The organism is Castellaniella sp., assembly GCF_004321985.1.
Classification (GTDB): domain Bacteria; phylum Pseudomonadota; class Gammaproteobacteria; order Burkholderiales; family Burkholderiaceae_B; genus Castellaniella.
In genome coordinates this window covers 59562-79535 of record NZ_SCQN01000010.1, presented here as the reverse complement: position 1 = coordinate 79535, position 19974 = coordinate 59562, and the positions used below count along the sequence as shown (strand labels likewise).

Genomic DNA, 19974 nt, shown 5'->3' with positions numbered 1-19974 from the left:
GAATCCATCATGCAAGCCTTTACCACGCATCGGGGCCTGGTGGCGCCCCTGGATCGCGAGAACGTCGATACAGATCTCATCATCCCCAAGCAGTTCCTGAAGTCCATCAAGCGTAGCGGGTTCGGCCCCAATCTGTTCGACGAGCTGCGCTATCTGGATCATGGCGAACCGGGCATGGATAACAGCAAGCGTCCGTTGAATCCGGATTTCGTCCTGAACCGGCCCCGTTATCAGGGCGCCTCCATCCTGCTCGGGCGCAAGAACTTCGGCTGTGGCTCCAGTCGGGAGCACGCGCCCTGGGCCTTGCAGCAGTACGGGTTTCGAGCGCTGATTGCGCCGTCTTACGCCGACATCTTCTTCAACAACAGCTTCAAGAACGGGCTGTTGCCCATTGTGTTGCCCGAAGAAGTGGTGGCCAGCCTGTTCGCGGCCGTTGAAAGCACTCCCGGATATGAGCTGACGGTGGACCTGGCGCAGCAGCGGGTGACGGCCCCGGACGGTGAATCCTGGGCCTTCGAGGTGGACGGCTACCGCAAGGAGTCGCTGCTCAAGGGGCTGGACGAGATTGGCCAGACCTTGCTGCGCGCTGACCAGATCCGCGCCTTTGAGGCGGACCGCCTTGCCCGCCATCCCTGGCTGGTGAAGACCGCCCCGGCGGCGCACTAGGCAATCGCTGTCCAGTATTGGCGTCCTGCCTTGGTGCAGGGTGTTGCCCGATTCCCGGAGCGGCAGATCCCTGCGCGCCGGAATCGGGCTTTTATCATCGGAAACTCTTTATGACCTCTCGTATTGCTGTGTTGCCGGGCGATGGAATCGGCCCGGAGATCGTGTCCCAGGCCGTACGCGTGTTGCGCGCGCTGGATCTGGATCTGGAATTGACCGAGGCGCCAGTCGGCGGCGCGGCCTATGCGGCCCTGGGGCATCCCCTGCCGCCCAGTACGCTGGACCTGGCGCTGAAGTCCGACGCGGTGCTGTTCGGCGCGGTGGGCGACTGGAAGTACGACCATCTGGAACGTGCCCTGCGACCGGAGCAGGCCGTGCTTGGCCTGCGCAAAGCGCTGGGACTGTTCGCCAACCTGCGCCCGGCGATCCTGTATCCGGAATTGGCCAATGCCTCGTCGCTCAAGCCCGAGGTTGTGTCCGGGTTGAACATCCTGATCGTGCGCGAACTGACGGGGGACATCTATTTCGGCCAGCCGCGCGGCGTGCGCACCGTCGCCGATGGCCCCTTCGCCGGCGAGCGCCAGGGCTATGACACCATGCATTATGCCGAGTCGGAGATCCGGCGAATCGCCCACGTCGCTTTCCGGGCGGCTGCGGCGCGTAGCGGAAAGCTCTGCAGCGTGGACAAGGCCAACGTGCTGGAGACCTCCCAGTTCTGGCGCGACATTCTGGAGGATGTGGCGCGTGAATATCCTCAGGTGGCGCTCTCGCACATGTATGTCGACAACGCCGCCATGCAGCTGGTGCGGGCGCCCAAGGCCTTTGATGTGGTGGTGACGGGCAACTTGTTTGGCGACATTCTGTCCGACGAGGCGGCGATGCTGACCGGTTCCATCGGCATGCTGCCTTCGGCGTCGCTGAATGCCAGCAAACAGGGTCTGTACGAACCCAGCCATGGCTCGGCGCCGGACATTGCTGGACAGAATATTGCCAACCCGCTGGCGACCATTCTGTCGGTGGCCATGATGCTTCGGTACTCGTTGGATCAGCCGGCAGCGGCCGACCGTGTCGAAGCTGCCGTTCAGACCGTCCTTTCACGCGGTTTGCGCACAAGCGACATTCATGAGGCAGGAACCACACAGGTTTCGACCTCTGAGATGGGCGATGCTGTGTTACAGGCATTAGAATAGAGAATTCAAGTTCATTTCTTTTGGTTTTGGTGGGGTTTATGGCTCAAGCAGTTGGTCTGGTGGGATGGCGGGGGATGGTTGGTTCGGTGCTGATGCAACGCATGCGCGACGAACATGATTTCGCCCTTTTCGAACCGGTCTTTTTCTCGACCAGCAATGCAGGCGGCCCGGCACCGAAATGGGCAACAGGCGCGGCCGCCCTCCAGGACGCCCATGATGTGACGGCCCTGAAAAAACTGCCCATCATCGTGACGACACAGGGTGGCGACTACACCACCCAGATTTATCCGAAGCTGCGGGCTGCCGGCTGGAAGGGACTGTGGATCGATGCGGCCAGCACCCTGCGCATGAAGGACGACGCCGTCATCGTGCTCGACCCGGTCAACCGCCCGGTGATTGACCGCGCCATGGAGCGCGGGGTCCGAGACTATATCGGCGGGAACTGCACTGTCAGCTGCATGCTCATGGGGTTGGCTGGGCTGTTCAAGGCGGACATGGTGGAATGGATGACCTCCATGACCTACCAGGCGGCCTCCGGCGGTGGTGCGCGCCATATGCGCGAGCTGCTGACGCAGTTCGGCATCCTGAATTCGGCCGTCGAAGACCTGCTGAAGGACCCGGCATCGGCCATTCTCGACATCGACCGCGGCGTCCTGAAGGCGCAACAGGACCCCTCGTTGCCGCAGGACAATTTTGGTGTGCCGCTGGGCGGTAGCCTGATCCCGTGGATCGACAAGGACCTGCAGGACGGCATGTCCCGCGAAGAATGGAAGGGCAGCGCCGAAACCAACAAGATTCTGGGGCGCGGCCCCGGATTCGAGACTCCGGCCATTCCGGTCGATGGCCTGTGCGTGCGCATTGGCGCCATGCGCTGCCATAGCCAGGCGCTCACCATCAAGCTGCGGAGGGACATTCCTCTCGAAGACATCCATGCCGCCATCCGTTCCGGAACCGAGTGGGCGCGGCTCATCCCGAACGACAAGGAAGCGACCGTGCGCGATCTGACGCCGGTGGCCGTCACCGGGACGCTGGATATTCCGGTGGGACGCCTGCGCAAGATGTCCATGGGGCCCGAATACCTGAGCGCCTTTACGGTGGGGGATCAGTTGCTGTGGGGGGCGGCGGAGCCGATCCGCCGCATGCTGCGCATTGCGCTGGGCGAGCTGTAAATGGTGATTCCATTGCGTCCGAGGCAACGTTCGGGCCGTTTCCTGCGCTGCTGTGGCGCGTCGTTGGCGATGCTGGGGGCCTTGGCGTTGTCGCCTGCCCAGGCAGCTACTTTCGGTCATGCCCGACTGGCATCGGCGACGGGACAGCCGTTGCTCGTGGTGGTGCCGGTAACCGGACTGACGGCAGCGGACCTGCAGGCGCTGTCGGCGCAACCGGCCCCGGCAGCCGCGTGGGCACAGGCAGGGCTCACGCCGCCGGTCGCCCTGGAAAGCCTCTCAGTTTCCGTGGTGCCGGGGGTGGGGAACAAGTCTGATCGGGAATTGCGCATCCATTCACCGCAGGCCTTCGCGGGAACGCTGGCTGACGTCTTGCTGGATGTGAAGACGGCTACCGGATCGGAGCGCTACCAGGTTTCCCTGATTGCGCCGGGGCCGGCTCATGGTCAGCCGACTGGCGCTGGCCAAGTGCAGCCCGCCGGGGCTCGCACTCTCGGTCCGGCCCTTGGGGCGGCTCAGGCGCCGACCAGCGTGCGCCGGGTTCCGGCCGGTTCGATCCGCGTCCGCACGGGCGATACCATGTTCGCCATCGCGCGGCGTCATAGCGTCGAAGGCGTTTCCATCTATCAGTTGATGTTGGCCTTGCAGCGGGCGAATCCTCAGGCTTTCATCCACCAGAACATCAACCTGGTGCGAGCCGGCGCTTCACTCGCTGTTCCCGACGTGGCCGACATGCTGTCGATCTCGGATGCCGAGGCTCGGCGCCAGTTCGTCGCTCAGACGGTCGCGTTTGACCGCATGCGGGGGCGTCACGCGAGCCGCGTGCCGGCCGCACGGGGCGGCAGTGCATCAGCCGGAACCGTGCAGCCTTCATCCGGAGCCGAATCGGCAGCCGCAAAGCCAAGTCCCGGCGATCGGGTACGCCTGTCGGAGGGCCGCAATGACCGGGCTGACGCCAGAACGGCACAGGGCCACGCGCTGGCGGATGCCGAGTCTCGGGTGACCCAGCTCCAGGATAACGTTCAGAACCTGAATCAGGCCCTGCAAACTCAGGGCGAGGCTGCTCGCAACGCCGTGGCCAGCGGTGCTGCCGCGATTGGTCATTCCATTCAAACCATTACGGGCGCCATCAGCCAGGCCAGCCATGAAGCGGCAGCCCAGGCGGCGGCCGATCGCACCGAGGAGTCGGCTGCTGCTGCGGGCGGGACTGCGGCTTCGGGTGCCACTGGGGCTTTGGGAACCAATGCGGTTCCGGGTTCGACGGCTGCTTCTGGTACCGTAGGCGCTTCGGGTGCAGCGGGTGTTTCGGGTGCAACCGCTGCTTCGGGTGCGGCCGCTGCCTTGGGCGCAACCCCAGGCGGCCGTGCCGCTTCTGCGACTGGCAGTGCCGCTTCGGGCCCGGTTGCGCCAGGGGCGGTTTCCCCGAGCAGCTCGGCATCGCCGTCCGGCGCCGCCACCGCTTCGGCGTCCTCTGGCTCCTCGCATTCTGGTACTGCGGCACCAGGCGCAGCCGGAAATGCGCCTGTGGACGAAGCCAAGGCCAGCGCCAATGCCGAGGCGGCGGAGCTTCGCGCGAGCGTGCAGACGCAGCATCGCGTGAACTGGCTGCAGGACCATCTGCTGGGTGTGATGACGGCGCTGCTGGCTCTGATCGTCTTCATCATCGCCTGGTTGTTGCGGCGCGCCAACGCTGCCCGGGACGAGGCCGATGCGGATCCCCGGATCACGGAGGCCATGGTGCAGGAAAAGCTTCAGGACATCGATCTGGAATTGCCGCCGTCCACACAGTCGGAACCCACCGGTTCCAGGCCTGAGGCCTGAGCCGGCCCTGCGGCCTGGAACTGACGCCGTGCGGATTGCGCTAGGGCTTTGCTACGACGGCAGCTGCTGGCATGGCTGGCAGACGCAGCCGTCGCACCAGACCGTTCAGGACGTGCTGGAGGCAGCTCTGGCCCAGTTCGTTGCAGCGCCTGTAGCGACCGTTTGCGCGGGCCGCACGGATACGGGCGTGCATGCGCTGCAGCAGGTGGTACACCTGGATACTGAAGCGCAACGCCGCGATGAGTCCTGGGTGCGGGGGTTGAATGCGCTCCTGCCGCAAAGCATTTCTGTGCAGTGGGCCTTACCGGTTGTCCCTGCTTTTCATGCCCGGTTCGATGCCCGGATGCGAACTTATTTCTATGTGCTGCGGTGCGCTGCGGTGCGCTCGCCGATCCTGGTTGGGCGCGTTGGCTGGATTCATGATCGTCTGGACGTCCATGCCATGCGCGAGGCAGCTGATGGTCTGGTGGGCGAGCATGACTTCAGCGCCTTTCGGGCGGCCGAGTGTCAGGCGGCCAGCCCGGTGCGGACGCTGGAGGCGCTGACGATCCAGGCTCGTGGAGATTTTCTGATTTTCGAGTTTCGCGCCAATGCCTTTTTGCATCACATGGTGCGTAATCTGATGGGGACGCTCGTCATGATCGGACGGGGCAAACGGCCCGCACGATGGGCCGCCGAACTGCTGAGTCTGCGTGATCGCCGGCTGGCGGCGTCCACCTTCATGCCGGATGGCCTGTACCTGGCCCATGTGGCCTATCCCGAGGCACCCCAGTTGCCGCTGCTGACAGCGTCCGCAGCGCTGCGGCGTCATCTGGGACCGATTCTGCAATCTGACGCCGGAGCCGCTCTTCAATGAATCATCGCACGCGAATCAAGGTTTGTGGTCTGACCCGGCCCCAGGACGTGGACGCAGCGGTCGCAGCCGGTGTAGATGCCGTCGGATTGGTGTTTTACCCGGAGAGCCGCCGTCGCCTGGATCTGGACCAGGCACGTCTCCTGCGCCAGCGTGTTCCGGCGTTCGTGACCGTCGTGGCGTTATTCGTCAATCCGAGTCCGGACGACGTCCGGCGCGTACTGGATCGAGTGGCGCCCGATCTGCTGCAGTTCCATGGCGAGGAGCCGCCGGAATTTTGCGATGGGTTCGCCAGCCGCTATATGAAGGCGTTCCGGGTGGGTGCGCCCGGACAGGGTTCGGCGCCGGAGCTGGCGGCCCGCTGCCTGGACTATCCCCATGCCGCTGGATGGCTGTTCGACAGCTATAGCTCCGGGTTCGGCGGCAGCGGCCTGCGCTTCGACCTGTCGCTGCTGGCCGATATCCCACGTGGACCCGGGATCCCGGTGGGCGTGCTCTCGGGTGGGCTGACTGCCACCTCCGTCGGCAGGGCGATTGCGGCGTGGCAGCCATTTGCCGTGGATGTCAGCAGTGGCGTAGAGTCCGCTCCCGGGATCAAGGATACGGGCCGCGTGCTGGAATTCGTGCAGGCTGTAAGAGCGGCCGATGCCGGGGCCCCCGCATCCGCGACGCCATGAGTTCCGGCAGACGCTAAAATGATGGCGCTGCCGGGGTTTCCCGACAGAAGGCACCATCGAACGTAGACTGAACGCCTCATGACCAACGTGCAGACCCACCGGGCGGCACGCGTGGTTTGCTGTGTGTTGGCATTCCTCACCAAGGAGCTTCTTCATGATTCTGCATTCCGCGCTTCGCATCCTGGCCGGCGCTGTTGCCGTCGTGGGCGTACTGGTTGTCGCCCCGGCGCAGGCCCAGTCCGTCGCCGTGACGTCCATCGTCGAGCATCCGGCACTGGATGCCGTCAAGGATGGCGTGCACCAGGCGCTGGCTGCTGCGGGCTATACCGAGGCCAAAGGCTTGAAGTGGCAGTTTCAGACAGCACAGGGCAATAATGCGATTGCGGCACAGATTGCCCGGAAATACGTGGGTGACAGACCTGACGTGATCGTCGCGATCGCTACCCCCATGGCTCAGGCAGTGGTGGCATCGACCAAGACCGTCCCGGTGGTGTTTTCGGCCGTCACGGACCCGGTCGCCGCGCAGCTCGTACCGGGTGTCGGCGCATCGGGTACCAACGTGACCGGTGTCTCGGACGCTTTGCCCCTCGAAAAGCAGATCGATCTGATCAAGAAAATCGTCCCGAATGCGAAGAAGATCGGCATGGTCTACAACCCCGGGGAAGCCAATTCCGTGGTGGTCGTCAAGCAGCTGCGCGAGCTTCTGCCCAAGGCCGGGCTGACGCTGGTCGAGGCGACGGCGCCGCGCACGGTGGACGTGGGGGCTGCCGCGCGCAGCCTGGTCGGCAAGGTGGACGCCATCTATACCAATACGGACAATAACGTCGTGTCGGCCTACGAAGCGCTGGTAAAGGTCGGCGAAGCGGCCAAAATCCCGCTGATCGCGGCCGACACGGACAGCGTCAAGCGCGGTGCGATTGCCGCTCTGGGTGTCAACTACCATGACATCGGTGTGCAAACGGGCCGGCTGGTGGTGAAGATCCTGAAGGGTGCCAAGCCAGGTGACCTGGCCTGGGAGACCAGCTCCAAGCTGGAGCTTTACGTCAATCCGGGCGCGGCTGCCCGCCAGGGTGTCAAGCTCCCGGACTCGCTCATCAAATCTGCGACCAAGGTCGTGAAGTAACCCGCCCGCCGCATGTCCATCTACTCTTTGTGGGGCTCCCTCGAGATCGGGCTGATCTTCGGCCTGGTCGCTCTGGGAGTCCTGATCTCCTTTCGCGTCCTCAATTTCCCCGACCTGACGGTCGACGGCAGCTTCCCGCTGGGCGGAGCGGCGGCTGCGATCCTGATCCATCATGGTTATGACCCGTTCCTGTCCACCGGGGTCGGGACGCTCGCAGCGGGTTTTGCGGGTGTGATCACAGGCTGGCTGAACGTGCGGCTGAAAATCATGGATCTGCTTGCCAGCATCCTGATGATGATTGCCCTGTATTCCATCAACCTGCGCGTGATGAATGCCCCGAATGTCCCACTGATCACGGAATCCACGGTGTTCACCGTCCTGCAACCGTCTGGCGTACAGGACTACGTCGCGCGGCCGCTCATCTTGCTGGTGCTGGTGGTGGTCGTCAAGCTCGCCCTGGACTGGTTCTTCGCGACCCAGGTGGGTCTGGCCATGCGCTCGACAGGGTCCAACCCGCGCATGGCCCGCGCCCAGGGCATCCGCACCGGCAACATGGTGCTGCTGGGTATGGGTATCTCCAATGCCTTGTGCGGCCTGGCGGGCGCGCTGTTCGCTCAGTCGCAGGGCGGGGCCGACATTTCCATGGGGATCGGCACGATCGTGATTGGCCTGGCGGCCGTCATCATCGGGGAATCCATTCTGCCCAGCCGCAGACTGTCCATCACTACGCTGGCTGTGGTGATCGGTGCGGTGCTGTACCGCTTTTTCGTGGCGCTGGCGCTGAATGCGGATTTTGTGGGCCTGAAGGCCCAGGATCTGAACCTGGTCACCGCAGTGCTGGTGACCGTGGCGCTGGTGATTCCGCTGATCAAGCAGCGGCTGCGCAAGAAAAGGGTATGAACGATGCTGAGCGCGCAGAATCTGCAGTTGACCTTCAACCCTGGCACACCCATCGAGACCCAGGCTTTGTGCGGGATGTCGCTGGACATTCCCGCCGGTCAGTTCGTGACCGTCATAGGCTCGAACGGGGCGGGGAAGTCCACTTTTCTGAACGCCATTTCGGGTGAACAGACGATCGATGGTGGATCCATCCTTATCGATGGCGAGGACGTCACGCGCCAGCCGGTCTGGGATCGGGCGCGGAAGGTCGCGCGAGTATTCCAGGATCCCATGGCCGGCACCTGCGAGAACCTCACCATTGAGGAAAACATGTCGCTGGCGCTGGGGCGCGGGCAATTCCGTAGCCTGCGTATGGCAGTCCGCGAGGAAATGCGGGTGTTGTTTCGCGAGCGCCTGGCCATGCTGGGGCTGGGCCTGGAGCGCCGGCTCACCGATCGCATTGGGCTGCTGTCCGGTGGGCAACGTCAGGCCGTGAGTCTGCTCATGGCGTCACTGCGTCCATCGCGCATCCTTCTGCTGGACGAACATACCGCAGCCCTGGATCCGCGCACCGCCAAGTTCGTGTTGGATCTGACCGCGCGCATCGTGGCCGATCACGGCTTGACCACCATGATGGTGACGCACAGCATGCGCCAAGCCCTGGATGTGGGGGATCGTACCGTCATGCTGCACCAGGGGCGGGTCGTGCTGGACGTTTCGGGGGAGGCCCGACAGGGTCTGGATGTCCCTGACCTTCTGGCCATGTTCGAGCGGGTGCGTGGCGAGGAACTGGCGGATGACTCTTTGCTGTTGGGCTGATTCCGAAAAGTCGATCACTAAAATATTTTGACAAAAAACGTGTATTTTGTCAGAATGCGTGGATGTCGCAGAAACTGACAACCGAAGCCATGGAAGCCCGGCGGACCCGTATCCTCGATGCAGCCCGCTGGTGCTTCCTGAACTTCGGCTTTTCCCGCACATCGCTGGAAGAAGTGGCCCGGCGAGCGTCGCTTTCCAGGACGTCTCTCTACCAGGTGTGCCGCGACAAGGAAGACCTCTTCATCCAGGTTTTCGACGACTGGCTGTTGACCCGGTTGCCGGCAGCACGCGAGGCGGCTGTGGCTGCGGGTTCGGCCCGAACCCGCCTGCAATCGATCTGTCAGGTCATGCTGCTGGACCTCTGGTCCGAAATGGAAGTCGCCCCCATGGCGGGGGAATTCCATGACGTATGTGAACGGCTGGGGCCGCAGGCAGCCCGGCGGCATCACGAGGGCATGCTCGAGTGCGTCGCCAGCGTGCTGGGGGATCCTGAGGTTTCCCTGGTGTTCCTGCTGGCGCTCGAAGGCCTGCTGACGGATCGCCCCACGCTTGAGATTCTCTCTCTCCGGGTCGGAGTTCTGGTGAACCGATTCACGGGGCCGGCCGCATGAACAAGGCGGCGGCCAAGCCGGCGGATGGCGGGACTTTCACCTTATACTCGTACTTTGCCTGCATTTTCGTGCAGGCCCCGGTCGGACGTCGGCCCATCGTGCGATTGCGCTTCGCGCACCGATATCAACTCAAAATTCAAGAATCCGGGAGCTTCTCACATGGCTTTTCATAACCTGACCGCCTTTGGTATTTTGCGGCCTCTGGTGCTGGTTTCGGTGCTGGCATTGGTGGCCTGCGGCCAGAAGCCGCAGCAGAATCCTGGGGGGATGAAGGTGCCGGTGAGCGTGGTCCAGGTTCAGCCCCAGCCCACGGTGATCAATACCGAGCTTCCCGGGCGTGTCCAGGCCATCGAGGACGCTGAGGTCCGTGCGCGCGTCAATGGCATCGTGGAATCCATCGATTTCGAACAAGGCAGCGAAGTCAAAAAGGGCCAGCTCCTGTTCACCATCGATCCGGCTCCCTACCGGGCCGCGCGGGATCAGGCGGCCGCCCAGCTGAAGAACGCCCAGGCGGCGGAATACACCGCACAACTCCAGGCGAAGCGCTTTGCCGCGCTGGTCAAGCAGCATGCGGTGGCACAGCAGGACTATGACAACGCCGTGGCGCAGGCTCGCCAGACGGCCGCCAGCGCCGCAGCAGCCAAGGCGGCGCTGGAGGCGACCACCATCAATCTGGACTATACCCGCGTCGTTTCGCCGATCGACGGGCGCATCGGCAAGTCGTTTGTGACCGTGGGGGCGCTGGTCAGCGCCACCTCGGCCACATCGCTGGCGACGGTCCAGCGCCTGAACGAGGTGTATGTCGACATCACCCAGCCGGTGGCGCAGCTGTCGACCCTGCGCCGGCAGCTTGCCGAGGGGATCCTGAAGCCGGATGCCCAGGGCAACACCCAGGCCGAGGTCCTGCTGGGCGATGGCGACGTCTACCGCCACAAGGGCAAGCTGCTGTTCTCAGGGGTGTCCGTGGATCCGGGTACCGGCCAGGTCAATCTGCGCGCGCTGTTCCCCAATCCCGAGCAGATCCTGCTTCCTGGGCTCTATGTTCGCGTACTTCTGGCCCAGGGGGTCGATCAGAAGGCGCTGGTCGTGCCCGAGCAGGCCATTCAACGTGCAGCCGATGGCCGCAGCACCATCGTGAAAGTGACCGACGGCAAGGCAAACTTCACGCCGGTCGAGCTGGGACCACGCGCCGGCCAGGGCTACATCGTCTCCCAGGGTCTGCAGGCGGGCGATCAGATCGTCGTCGAGGGCTTCCAGAAGATCCGTCCGGGCGCACCGGTGCAACCCATGCCTTGGAAGCCGGCGGGTGCGGCAACCCAGAGCCAGTCGCACTGAGCGCCTGACACACTGATCAACCTGCGGTTTCCTCGCGAGCGTTCATGCCACAATTCTTTATCGACCGACCGATTTTTGCCTGGGTGATTGCACTGGCCATTGCACTGGCAGGCATTCTGGCGATTCCCAACATGCCAGTGTCCCAGTATCCCGAGGTCGCGCCGCCCACGGTCAATGTCCGGGCCGTTTACCCTGGTGCCTCGGCCTCAGAGGTCGCCACCAGCGTCTCCAGCATCATCGAGAATCAGCTCAACGGTGCCAAGGGCCTGCTGTATTACGAATCTGTCAGCGATTCCAACGGCCAGGCGCAAATCACGGTGACCTTCGCGCCGGGCACCAACCCGGATCTGGCTCAGGTGGATGTGCAGAACCGACTGGCCAACGTCACGGCCCGGCTGCCGGCTGCGGTGGTGCAACAGGGTATTCAGGTCAGCCAGTCGAATTCCAACTTCCTGATGGTTGTCACGGTCTCGTCCAAGGATGGGTCCGTGAACCAAACCGCGCTAGCCGACTACATCACGCGCAACATTCAGAACCCCATGTCCCGGGTGAAGGGCGTGGGGACCTTCCAGTTGTTTGCGGCGCCGCGCGCCATGCGCGTCTGGCTGGATCCGCAAAAGCTGGTGGGTTACAACCTGACTGCGGCCGACGTCAACAACGCCATTACCGCGCAAAACATGGTGGTATCGGGTGGCCGGCTGGGTTCGCCACCGAATCCGGATTCGCAGCGCACTACGGCGCCGCTCACCGTCAACGGGCAGCTCAAGACACCCGAGGAGTTCGGCAATATCATCCTGCGGGCCAACCCCGATGGTTCCTCGGTGAGGATCCACGACGTGGCTCGCGTGGAGCTGGGGTCGGACAACTACCAGTTCGGCGCACGCCTGAACGGCAAGCCCACGGCGGCGTTTGCCCTGTCGCTCACGCCGACGGCCAACGCGCTGGAGACGGCGCGGCTGGCCAAGGAAAAGATGAAGGAACTCTCGCGGTTCTTTCCGGACAACATCACCTATGCGATTCCGTATGACACGTCTCCGTACGTGGAGCTGTCGATCAACCAGGTCGTGGAAACGCTGTTCGAAGCCATCTTCCTCGTCTTCGTCGTGATGTTCGTCTTCCTGCAGAACATCCGCTATACCTTGATCCCGGCGCTGGTGGTGCCGGTGGCGATCCTGGGCGCTTTCGCGGTGATGTTGGGGCTAGGGCTATCGATCAACGTGCTCACCATGTTCGCGATGGTGCTTGCCATCGGGATTCTGGTGGACGATGCCATCGTGGTGGTCGAGAACGTCGAGCGCATCATGGCCGAGGAGGGCCTGTCGCCCCGCGAAGCCACCAAAAAGGCCATGCCGCAGATCAGCGGCGCCATCGTCGGCATCACGCTGGTGCTCACCACGGTGTTTCTGCCGCTGGCCTTCATGTCTGGGTCGGTGGGCGTGATCTATCGCCAGTTTTCCGTGGCCATGGCGGTGTCCATCCTGTTCTCGGCATTCCTGGCGCTGAGCTTCACGCCGGCGCTTTGCGCAACGATTCTCAAGCCGATTCCCAAGGGTCACCATGAGACCAAGGGCGGTTTCTTCGGCTGGTTCAATCGGGGCTTCGACCGTACCACGCGTGGCTACACGCACTGGGTGAGCAGTAGCCTGAAGCGCACGCTGCGCCTGATGCTGGTGTTCGTGGTGCTGGTGGCTGTGATGGGCTGGATGTATGTTCGCCTGCCCACGTCGTTCCTGCCCGACGAGGACCAGGGCTACGTGATTGCCAATATCGAGTTGCCTTCCGGATCCAGTTCGAACCGGACAGTAGACATCATCAAGAAGGTCGAGCACTATTTCATGAGCCTTCCACAGGTGGCCAACGTCATCGCGGTGCAGGGGTTCAGCTTCAACGGCAACGGCCTGAACGCAGCCATTGCCTTCGTCCCCCTGAAAGACTTCTCGCAGCGCAAGGGGCCGGGAGACTCAGCCCAGGCGATCTCGGGAACAGCCATGGGCAAGCTCCTGTTCGGGCTGCCGGATTCGATGGTGATTTCCATTACGCCGCCGGCAATTTCGTCGCTGGGCAATGCTTCGGGTTTCGACATGCGGCTGGAAGACCGCAGTGGGGTCGGGCATGATGTGCTCCAGGCGGCAGCCCAGCAGCTGCTGGGCATGGCGGCCAAGAGTCCGATCCTGGCGCAGACCCGCATCACGGGGCTTGGACCGGGGCCTGAACTGAAGGTGCAAATCGATCGCGCCAAGGCGGCTGCCCTGGGCGTGGATTTCTCCGAGGCTGCGAGCATCATTTCGACCGCTATCGGGTCGTCCTACGTCGGCAAGTTCACCAACCAGGGCTGGGTGCAGAACATCTGGGTGCAGTCGGACGAAAAGGAACGCATGAATCCGGATGACATCCTGCGGCTGAACGCGCGCAATGCCAGCGGCAAGATGGTGCCCCTGTCATCGTTCGTGAGTCTGACTTGGACGCGCGGACCGGTTCAGGTGGTGCGCTATAACGGCTATGAGTCGGTGCGGATCGGCGGGTCGGCGGCCCCGGGCTATTCCACCGGCCAGGCGATGGCCGAGATGGAAAAGCTGGTGGCACAGCTCCCGCCCGGACTGAGTTACGAGTGGACCGGGCTGTCCTACCAGGAAGTCAAGGCAGGGAACCAGTCCGCCATTCTGCTGGGCCTGTCCGTGCTGGTCGTTTTCATGGTGCTGGCCGCGTTGTATGAAAGCTGGGCGATTCCGTTGTCGGTCATGCTGGCGGTACCGCTGGGCATGCTGGGCGCCGTGTTGCTCAGCAGCTTCATGGGCAAGGACAATGACGTGTACTTTCAGGTCGGTATGGTCACGGTGATCGGGCTGGCCGCGAAGAACGCCATCCTGATCGTGGAGTTTGCCAAGGACCTGTATGCCAGCGGAGCCGGCCTGATGGAAGCCTCCATCGAGGCCGCCCGCCTGCGGTTTCGGCCCATTTTGATGACGTCGTTCGCCTTCATCCTGGGTGTGGTCCCGCTGGTAATCGCCACGGGCGCCGGCTCTGCCAGCCAGAATGCCGTGGGGCTGGGTGTCATGGGCGGCATGCTGGCCGCCACACCGCTGGCCGTCATTTTCGTACCGACTTTCTTTGTGGTGATCCTGAGGCTGTTCCGGACCAAGCCCAAGCTGCTGGGTCATCAGGCGCCCCATATTCCGTCTGCGGAAGTCACCCGTGAAGGAGAAGAACCGTGAGGATCCGCATGTCGCAGGGGCGCCTCTGGACGACCGTCACCTTGTGCCTGGCGCTGAGCGCCTGCTCATTGGCGCCGACGTATCGTCGGCCGGCCGCGCCGATTCCGCAGCAGTATCCGGGTGCAGCGGCACAGGATGCAGCGGCCTTGCCGCCGTGGCGGGACTTCTTCCGGGATACGCGCTTGCAGGCACTGATCGGGCTGGCCTTGGACAACAATCGAGACTTGCGTGTGGCCGTTCAGCGCGTCGAGCAGGCGCGTGCGCAGTTCGGCATCGCGCAGAGCGACCGCCTGCCGACCATCGGCGTGCAAGGCACCGGGCTGGCGACGCACACACCGCCCGACTTGCGCAACGGCGGGGCGGATTCGCCGTCCGTGAGCCGCAGCTATATCGCGGGTGTCGGGATGACGGCTTTCGAGCTGGATTTCTTCGGGCGTGTGCGCAACCTGAGCGAGGCCGCCTACCAGGAATACCTGTCCACTGATCAGGCGCGGCGGACGGTGCAGCTCAGCCTCATTGCGCAGACAGCCGAGGCGTACTTCAATCTGCGCACCTCCCAGGCCCTGCACGATCTGATGGTCAAGACCTTGCAGGCGCGCCAGGGAACGCTGGACTTGGTCAAGGCGCGCTTCAAGGTCGGTGTGGCGTCGGATCTGGACTTGGCCCAGGCGCAGGGGCAAGTAGATTCGGTGCGAGCCGACCAGATTGCCGCCGAGCGCAACATCGCGCGGGCCACCAATGCGCTGCAACTGCTGCTGGGTACGCCCATTCCGGCGGACCTGCCGCCCGCTGCGCCCTTCGGGCGCGACCAGCTGGTGGCCGCCCTGCCGGCGGGTTTGCCGTCGCAGTTGCTGGAAAGGCGGCCCGACATCATTGGCGCCGAACATGGCCTGATGGCTGCAGATGCGCAGATCGGGGCGGCGCGGGCGGCCTTCTTCCCGCGAATCACGCTGACCGGCCTGCTCGGTTTGGCCAGCCCCGAGCTGGGTACCCTGTTTGCGGGCGGCCAGGGTTATTGGCAGTTCGGGTCGCAGATCCAGGCGCCGCTGTTCTCGGGCGGGGTCAAGGGCAACCTGGATCTGGCCAAGGCATCACAGCGGATTGCGGTGGCTTCCTATGAAAAGGCGATCCAGACCGCTTTCCGCGAAGTCTCCGATGGCCTGGCGGGCGAGGCAACTTACAACCGCCAGCTCGATGCGCTTCGCAGCACCGAGGACACGGCCTTGCGCTCACTGAAGCTTTCCCAGGTCCGGTATGAGACGGGTGTGGACAGCTTTCTGCAGATCCAGACCGCCCAGGTTACGCTGTACGGCATCCAGCAGCAGTTCATCCAGGTGGGGGCGAATGCCCTGGCCAATCGTGTCGAACTCTACAAGGCGCTGGGCGGCGGCTGGGATCCACAGGACGTGAAGCAACCAAAGGACGAGAGTTGAGATGGAACTGGGCGTCAATATCGATCACGTGGCCACGCTGCGGCAGCAGCGGCTGACGGTCTATCCCGATCCATTGCAAGCCGCCTTGCGGGCCGAGGACGCGGGCGCCGACCTGATTACCCTGCATTTGCGGGAGGACCGGCGGCACATTCAGGACGCCGACGTACGGGCCATCCGGCCGGCATTGCACACCCGGATGAATCTGGAATGCGCCATTACGCCCGAGATGCTGGCCATCGCCTGCGACATCCGGCCTCAGGACGTCTGCCTGGTGCCGGAAAAGCGTCAGGAACTGACGACCGAGGGCGGCCTGGACGTGGCTGGCCACTATGACCAGGTGCACGAGGCCGTGGCGCGCCTGCAGGATGCGGGCATCCATGTATCCCTGTTCATTGATCCGGAGGCCGCTCAGATCGAGGCGGCCGTGCGGACTGGCGCCGAGAACATCGAGCTGCACACGGGCGCCTTTGCCAACGCGCCGGATGCGGCCGCCCAGGCGGCGGAATTGCAGCGTTTGCGCGCAGCCATCGCCCAGGGCGTGGGCCACGGGCTGCGCGTTAATGCGGGCCACGGACTGCATTACGACAACGTTCAGATCATCGCGGCATTGCCGGGGATTGCCGAACTCAACATTGGCCATGCGATCGTCGCGCAGGCTTTGTTCGACGGCTGGGAGCTCGCCATCCGCCGCATGAAAGCGCTGATCGTCCAAGCAGCCCGCTGATTCCGGGAACGACCTCATGAATGATTTTCTGCAGACTCTGTATACCCGACGCTCCGCCAAGTTCGTCCAGGCTCCGGGCCCCGATCAGAATGAACTCGCACTGATCCTGCAGGCGGCCGTCTGTGCCCCCGATCACGGCTGCGTGCGTCCTTGGCGCTTCAAGATCGTCCAAGGGGCTGATGTTCCGGCGTTGATCGAGATCGGTATCCGGGCCGGCCTGGATGCGGGCTCACCGCTGCCCGAGCCCAAGATCCAGAACGCGCGCAAATGGCTTGCGCGAGTGCCCGTCATCATTGCCATCGCTTGCGCTCCCGATCCGCGTGGGCGTATCCCCGAACAAGAGAGCCTGCTCTCGGTAGGGGCGGCCGTGATGAACATGCTGAATGCCTGCCACTCGCTGGGATATTGCGGGTTCTGGAGCACCGGCATGGGGACGTATCTGGACGGTGTGGGTGAGGCGCTGGGCTTCGATGCGCTGGACACCCGCTTCATGGGCTATCTGTCGATCGGCACACCGATCGATCCGCTGCCGGAAAAGACACGTCCTGATTACCGGGAATTCGCCTCGGAATGGCACGCTGCGCCCTTAGGTGACTGATCGGCGATTCCATCCAGGATGGGGCATTCCGGCCGTTCGTCTCCGTGGCAGTGGCGCGCCAAGTCGCGTAATGTCGCCGCCATGCGCTTCAGCGTGGCCGCCTTGTCTTCCAACTCGTTGATGTGCGCCATCGCCAGCCGCTTCACTTCAGCGCTGGCGCGGCTCCGGTCCCGCCACAGGCTCGTCAATTCCGCGATCTGCTTCAGCGAAAATCCCAGCGCCCGCGCGCTGTGGATGAAATTCAGCGAGTGGATGTCCTGGCCGTCGTATTGACGGTAGCCGGCCGTGCTGCGGGCGTGCGGTTCGAACAGACCCTGCTGCTCGTAGTAGCGGATCATTTTGGGACTCAGGCCGGTGCGGGCGGACGCCTCGCCGATATTCAGCAGGCGGGAGGTGGCCAGCGCTACTGGTGCCGGTCGGTGCGGGGCATCGGATGGAATTGCACTGTATGAAGTCAGATTCTCAGGCATGGGTGCCCTCCAGTCGCAACCATTTCAGCCGCAGCGCGTTGGTGACGACAAAGACGCTGGACAGCGCCATGGCGCCCGCACCCAGCATGGGTGAAAGCTGCAGGCCCGTCCAGGGGTAGAACACGCCGGCAGCCACCGGGATCAGCGCAGCGTTGTAGGCGAAGGCCCAGAACAAGTTCTGGGCGATGTTGCGCAGGGTCAGCCGGGACAACGCTACCGTGCGCGCCACCGAGTTCAGATCCTCGTTCATCAGCACCACATCAGCCGATTCGATGGCAACGTCCGTTCCTTGTCCGACTGCGATGCCCACGTCGGCGGTCGCCAGCGCGGGTGCGTCGTTGATTCCGTCTCCGACGAAGGCAAGCGGCCCGACCTCACGCTGCAGGGACTGCAGAATGGCCGCCTTATGGGCCGGGAGGGTCCGGGCGTGCACGACGTCGATGCCCAGTTCATCAGCGACTGCGTGGGCCGTGGCCTCGTGGTCGCCTGTGATCAGAGCCGTCTTCAATCCCAGGGCATGCAGTCTGGAGACGGCCTGGCGGGCGCTGGGCCGCAATGTGTCGGCCACGGCCAGGATGCCGGCAAGCCGGCCGTCCCGGGCTGCCAGGAAAACCGTTTTGCCCTGGCCTGCCAGATCCCGCATCCGGGCGAGCGCCGGGTCGTCGACGGGTATCCCGTGGTCAATCATCAGCGCTTCGTTGCCCAGCAGCCACGCGTGGCCGTCGACGCGGCCCTGTACGCCGGCGCCAGTGAGCGCTGTGAAGGCTTCGACCGGCGTCAAGGGCAGGTGCTCAGCGTCCGCGGCGTCCAGTATGGCTCGCGCAATGGGGTGCTCGGAGGCACTCTGCACCGAAGCAACCGCCGCCAGCAGTGCCGAACGGGTTGAACCATCCAGGGGCAGGGCGTCGCTGAGTGCCGGGCGTCCCCGGGTCAGTGTGCCGGTCTTGTCGAATGCAATCACCCGGACACCGCGCAGGCGCTGGAGCGCGTCGCCCTGGCGGAAGATGATGCCCAGTCCCGCTGCCCGTCCCGTCGCCACCATGATCGAGATCGGAGTAGCGAGGCCCATGGCGCAGGGGCAGGCGATGATGAGAACGGCCACGCCGGCGACCAGCGCGTGCGTCAACCAGGGCTCGGGCCCCCAGAACGCCCAGCCCAGAAAGGCCAGTATCGCCAGCGCCATGACGGCCGGCACGAACCAGCCTGTGACCCGGTCCACCAGCTGCTGAATCGGCAGCTTCGCACTTTGGGCCTGTTCCACCATGCGGATGATGCTCGCCAACACGGTATTGGCGCCGACCTGGGTTGCGCGCATGATCAGGCTGCCGTGCGTGTTCAGCGTGCCGCCGATCAGGCGATCCCCCGGGCGGCAGGTCACCGGCATGGGTTCGCCAGTGATCATGGACTCGTCCACCCACGATTCCCCTTCGGTGACGGCGCCGTCCACCGGAACCTTCTCGCCCGGTCGTACTCTCAGTTCATCGCCGACGGCGAGCGCTGCGATGGGTTGCTCCGACCAGTCGCCCTCGCGGCGCACCCACGCGGTGCGCGGCTGCAGGTCAAGCAGATGGCGGATGGCCGTTCCGGCCTGCCCTCTGGCTCGTGCTTCCAGCCAGCGGCCCAGCAGGATCAGGGTCGCCACGACTGCGGCAGCCTCGAAGTACAGGTGGCGGGATTCGGCGGGAAACAGGGTGGGGGCGAGTAGCACCAGTGTCGAGTACAGCCAGGCGCTGCCGGCCCCCAGCGCCACCAGTGTGTTCATGTCCGGTCCCAGGTGCCGGAGCGCCTTGAAGCCTCGGGTGAAGAATTCGCGGCCCGGCCCGGCCAGGGTCGCTGTGGCCAGCACGAACTCCAGCCAGCCCAGTGCACGGCTGTCCACCAGTGACAGAATCCCATGGTGCAGGAGCGGGATCAGGTGACCCCCCATTTCGACCAGGAAAACAGGCAACGTCAGCAAAAGAGCCAGTGCAAAGCGCCGGCCGGCAGCTCGGTATTCATCATCGCCAGCGAGGTGTACCGTGTCCTGAGGTGTGCGTATCTGGGCCTCGTACCCGCGTTTCCGGACAGCTTCTATCAGGGCCTGGTGGTCGGTGCCGTCCGCCGTCAGCGTCACGTGGGCGCTGCGCGTCGCCAGGTTGACACTGGCCTGGGCGACTCCAGGGACTTTCGCCAGCGCTGTTTCGACGCGGCGGACGCACGACGCACACGTCATGCCTTCGACGTCCAGATCGAGGGTTGAGAGAGATGGTAAAGCGGACATGGACAGATTCCTGTTCCTGACGATGATTAGAGGATCAGGCTTGACCATATGGTAAGGTCAAGCGGTCACTTTGCCAAACTGATGCTTGAGTCTCCCGCTGGGTCAAGGTTTAACATTCAAGACGTTTCCCTTCAAAAGGT

17 protein-coding genes are annotated in these 19974 nt (G+C 64.0%); 15 read left to right on the top strand and 2 right to left on the bottom strand.

Annotated elements, in window-relative coordinates:
- Positions 1-9 precede the first annotated feature (9 nt).
- From leuD to EPN31_RS02125, 15 genes are all read left to right on the top strand, one after another.
- Positions 10-666 (top strand): 3-isopropylmalate dehydratase small subunit, encoded by a 657-nt coding sequence (gene leuD / locus EPN31_RS02195; protein WP_291768851.1) that lies wholly within the window; start codon positions 10-12, stop codon positions 664-666.
- 110 nt (positions 667-776) lie between these two features.
- Complete coding sequence (gene leuB, locus EPN31_RS02190) at positions 777-1853, top strand: 3-isopropylmalate dehydrogenase (RefSeq protein ID WP_291768848.1); 1077 nt, start codon at positions 777-779, stop codon at positions 1851-1853.
- A gap of 38 nt (positions 1854-1891) precedes the next feature.
- A complete protein-coding gene (gene asd, locus EPN31_RS02185) occupies positions 1892-3022 on the top strand; it encodes an aspartate-semialdehyde dehydrogenase (protein WP_291768846.1) in 1131 nt (376 codons plus the stop codon).
- On the top strand, positions 3023-4840 hold the full coding sequence (locus tag EPN31_RS02180; RefSeq protein WP_291768843.1) for a FimV family protein: 1818 nt from the start codon (positions 3023-3025) through the stop codon (positions 4838-4840).
- Positions 4841-4868: 28 nt separating this feature from the next.
- Positions 4869-5696, top strand: a complete 828-nt coding sequence (truA, locus tag EPN31_RS02175) for a tRNA pseudouridine(38-40) synthase TruA (RefSeq protein ID WP_291768838.1) — start codon at positions 4869-4871, stop codon at positions 5694-5696.
- Positions 5693-6370: a phosphoribosylanthranilate isomerase gene (locus EPN31_RS02170; protein ID WP_291768834.1), complete on the top strand. Its 678-nt coding sequence runs from the start codon at positions 5693-5695 to the stop codon at positions 6368-6370. The genes truA and EPN31_RS02170 overlap by 4 nt, the downstream gene beginning before the upstream one ends.
- 154 nt (positions 6371-6524) lie before the next feature.
- Positions 6525-7493 carry an ABC transporter substrate-binding protein gene (locus EPN31_RS02165; RefSeq protein WP_291768830.1) on the top strand — a complete coding sequence of 323 codons (969 nt, stop codon included), beginning with the start codon at positions 6525-6527 and terminating at the stop codon, positions 7491-7493.
- Between the two features lie 12 nt (positions 7494-7505).
- Positions 7506-8393, top strand: coding sequence for an ABC transporter permease (locus EPN31_RS02160; RefSeq protein WP_291768827.1), 888 nt, complete (start codon positions 7506-7508; stop codon positions 8391-8393).
- Between the two features lie 3 nt (positions 8394-8396).
- Positions 8397-9191, top strand: coding sequence for an ABC transporter ATP-binding protein (locus tag EPN31_RS02155; protein ID WP_291768824.1), 795 nt, complete (start codon positions 8397-8399; stop codon positions 9189-9191).
- Between the two features lie 62 nt (positions 9192-9253).
- Positions 9254-9802, top strand: a complete 549-nt coding sequence (locus EPN31_RS02150) for a TetR/AcrR family transcriptional regulator (protein ID WP_291768821.1) — start codon at positions 9254-9256, stop codon at positions 9800-9802.
- Between the two features lie 159 nt (positions 9803-9961).
- The gene (locus EPN31_RS02145) at positions 9962-11137 is read left to right on the top strand and encodes an efflux RND transporter periplasmic adaptor subunit (protein ID WP_291768818.1); all 1176 of its coding nucleotides are present in this window, start codon (positions 9962-9964) and stop codon (positions 11135-11137) included.
- A gap of 44 nt (positions 11138-11181) precedes the next feature.
- Entirely contained in the window at positions 11182-14349 is a 3168-nt protein-coding gene (locus EPN31_RS02140; protein WP_291768816.1) for an efflux RND transporter permease subunit, read from the top strand.
- Between the two features lie 8 nt (positions 14350-14357).
- The gene (locus EPN31_RS02135) at positions 14358-15782 is read left to right on the top strand and encodes an efflux transporter outer membrane subunit (RefSeq protein ID WP_291768813.1); all 1425 of its coding nucleotides are present in this window, start codon (positions 14358-14360) and stop codon (positions 15780-15782) included.
- A gap of 1 nt (position 15783) precedes the next feature.
- Positions 15784-16506, top strand: coding sequence for a pyridoxine 5'-phosphate synthase (pdxJ, locus tag EPN31_RS02130; protein WP_291768810.1), 723 nt, complete (start codon positions 15784-15786; stop codon positions 16504-16506).
- A gap of 16 nt (positions 16507-16522) precedes the next feature.
- Entirely contained in the window at positions 16523-17104 is a 582-nt protein-coding gene (locus EPN31_RS02125; RefSeq protein ID WP_291768808.1) for a nitroreductase, read from the top strand.
- Here EPN31_RS02125 and cueR read toward each other — a convergent pair.
- Both cueR and EPN31_RS02115 read right to left on the bottom strand, forming a co-directional pair.
- A complete protein-coding gene (cueR, locus tag EPN31_RS02120) occupies positions 17056-17574 on the bottom strand; it encodes a Cu(I)-responsive transcriptional regulator (protein WP_367188287.1) in 519 nt (172 codons plus the stop codon). The two genes, EPN31_RS02125 and cueR, sit on opposite strands and share 49 nt — an antisense overlap.
- Positions 17567-19834: a heavy metal translocating P-type ATPase gene (locus tag EPN31_RS02115; protein WP_291768806.1), complete on the bottom strand. Its 2268-nt coding sequence runs from the start codon at positions 19832-19834 to the stop codon at positions 17567-17569. The genes cueR and EPN31_RS02115 overlap by 8 nt, the downstream gene beginning before the upstream one ends.
- Positions 19835-19974: the final 140 nt, after the last annotated feature.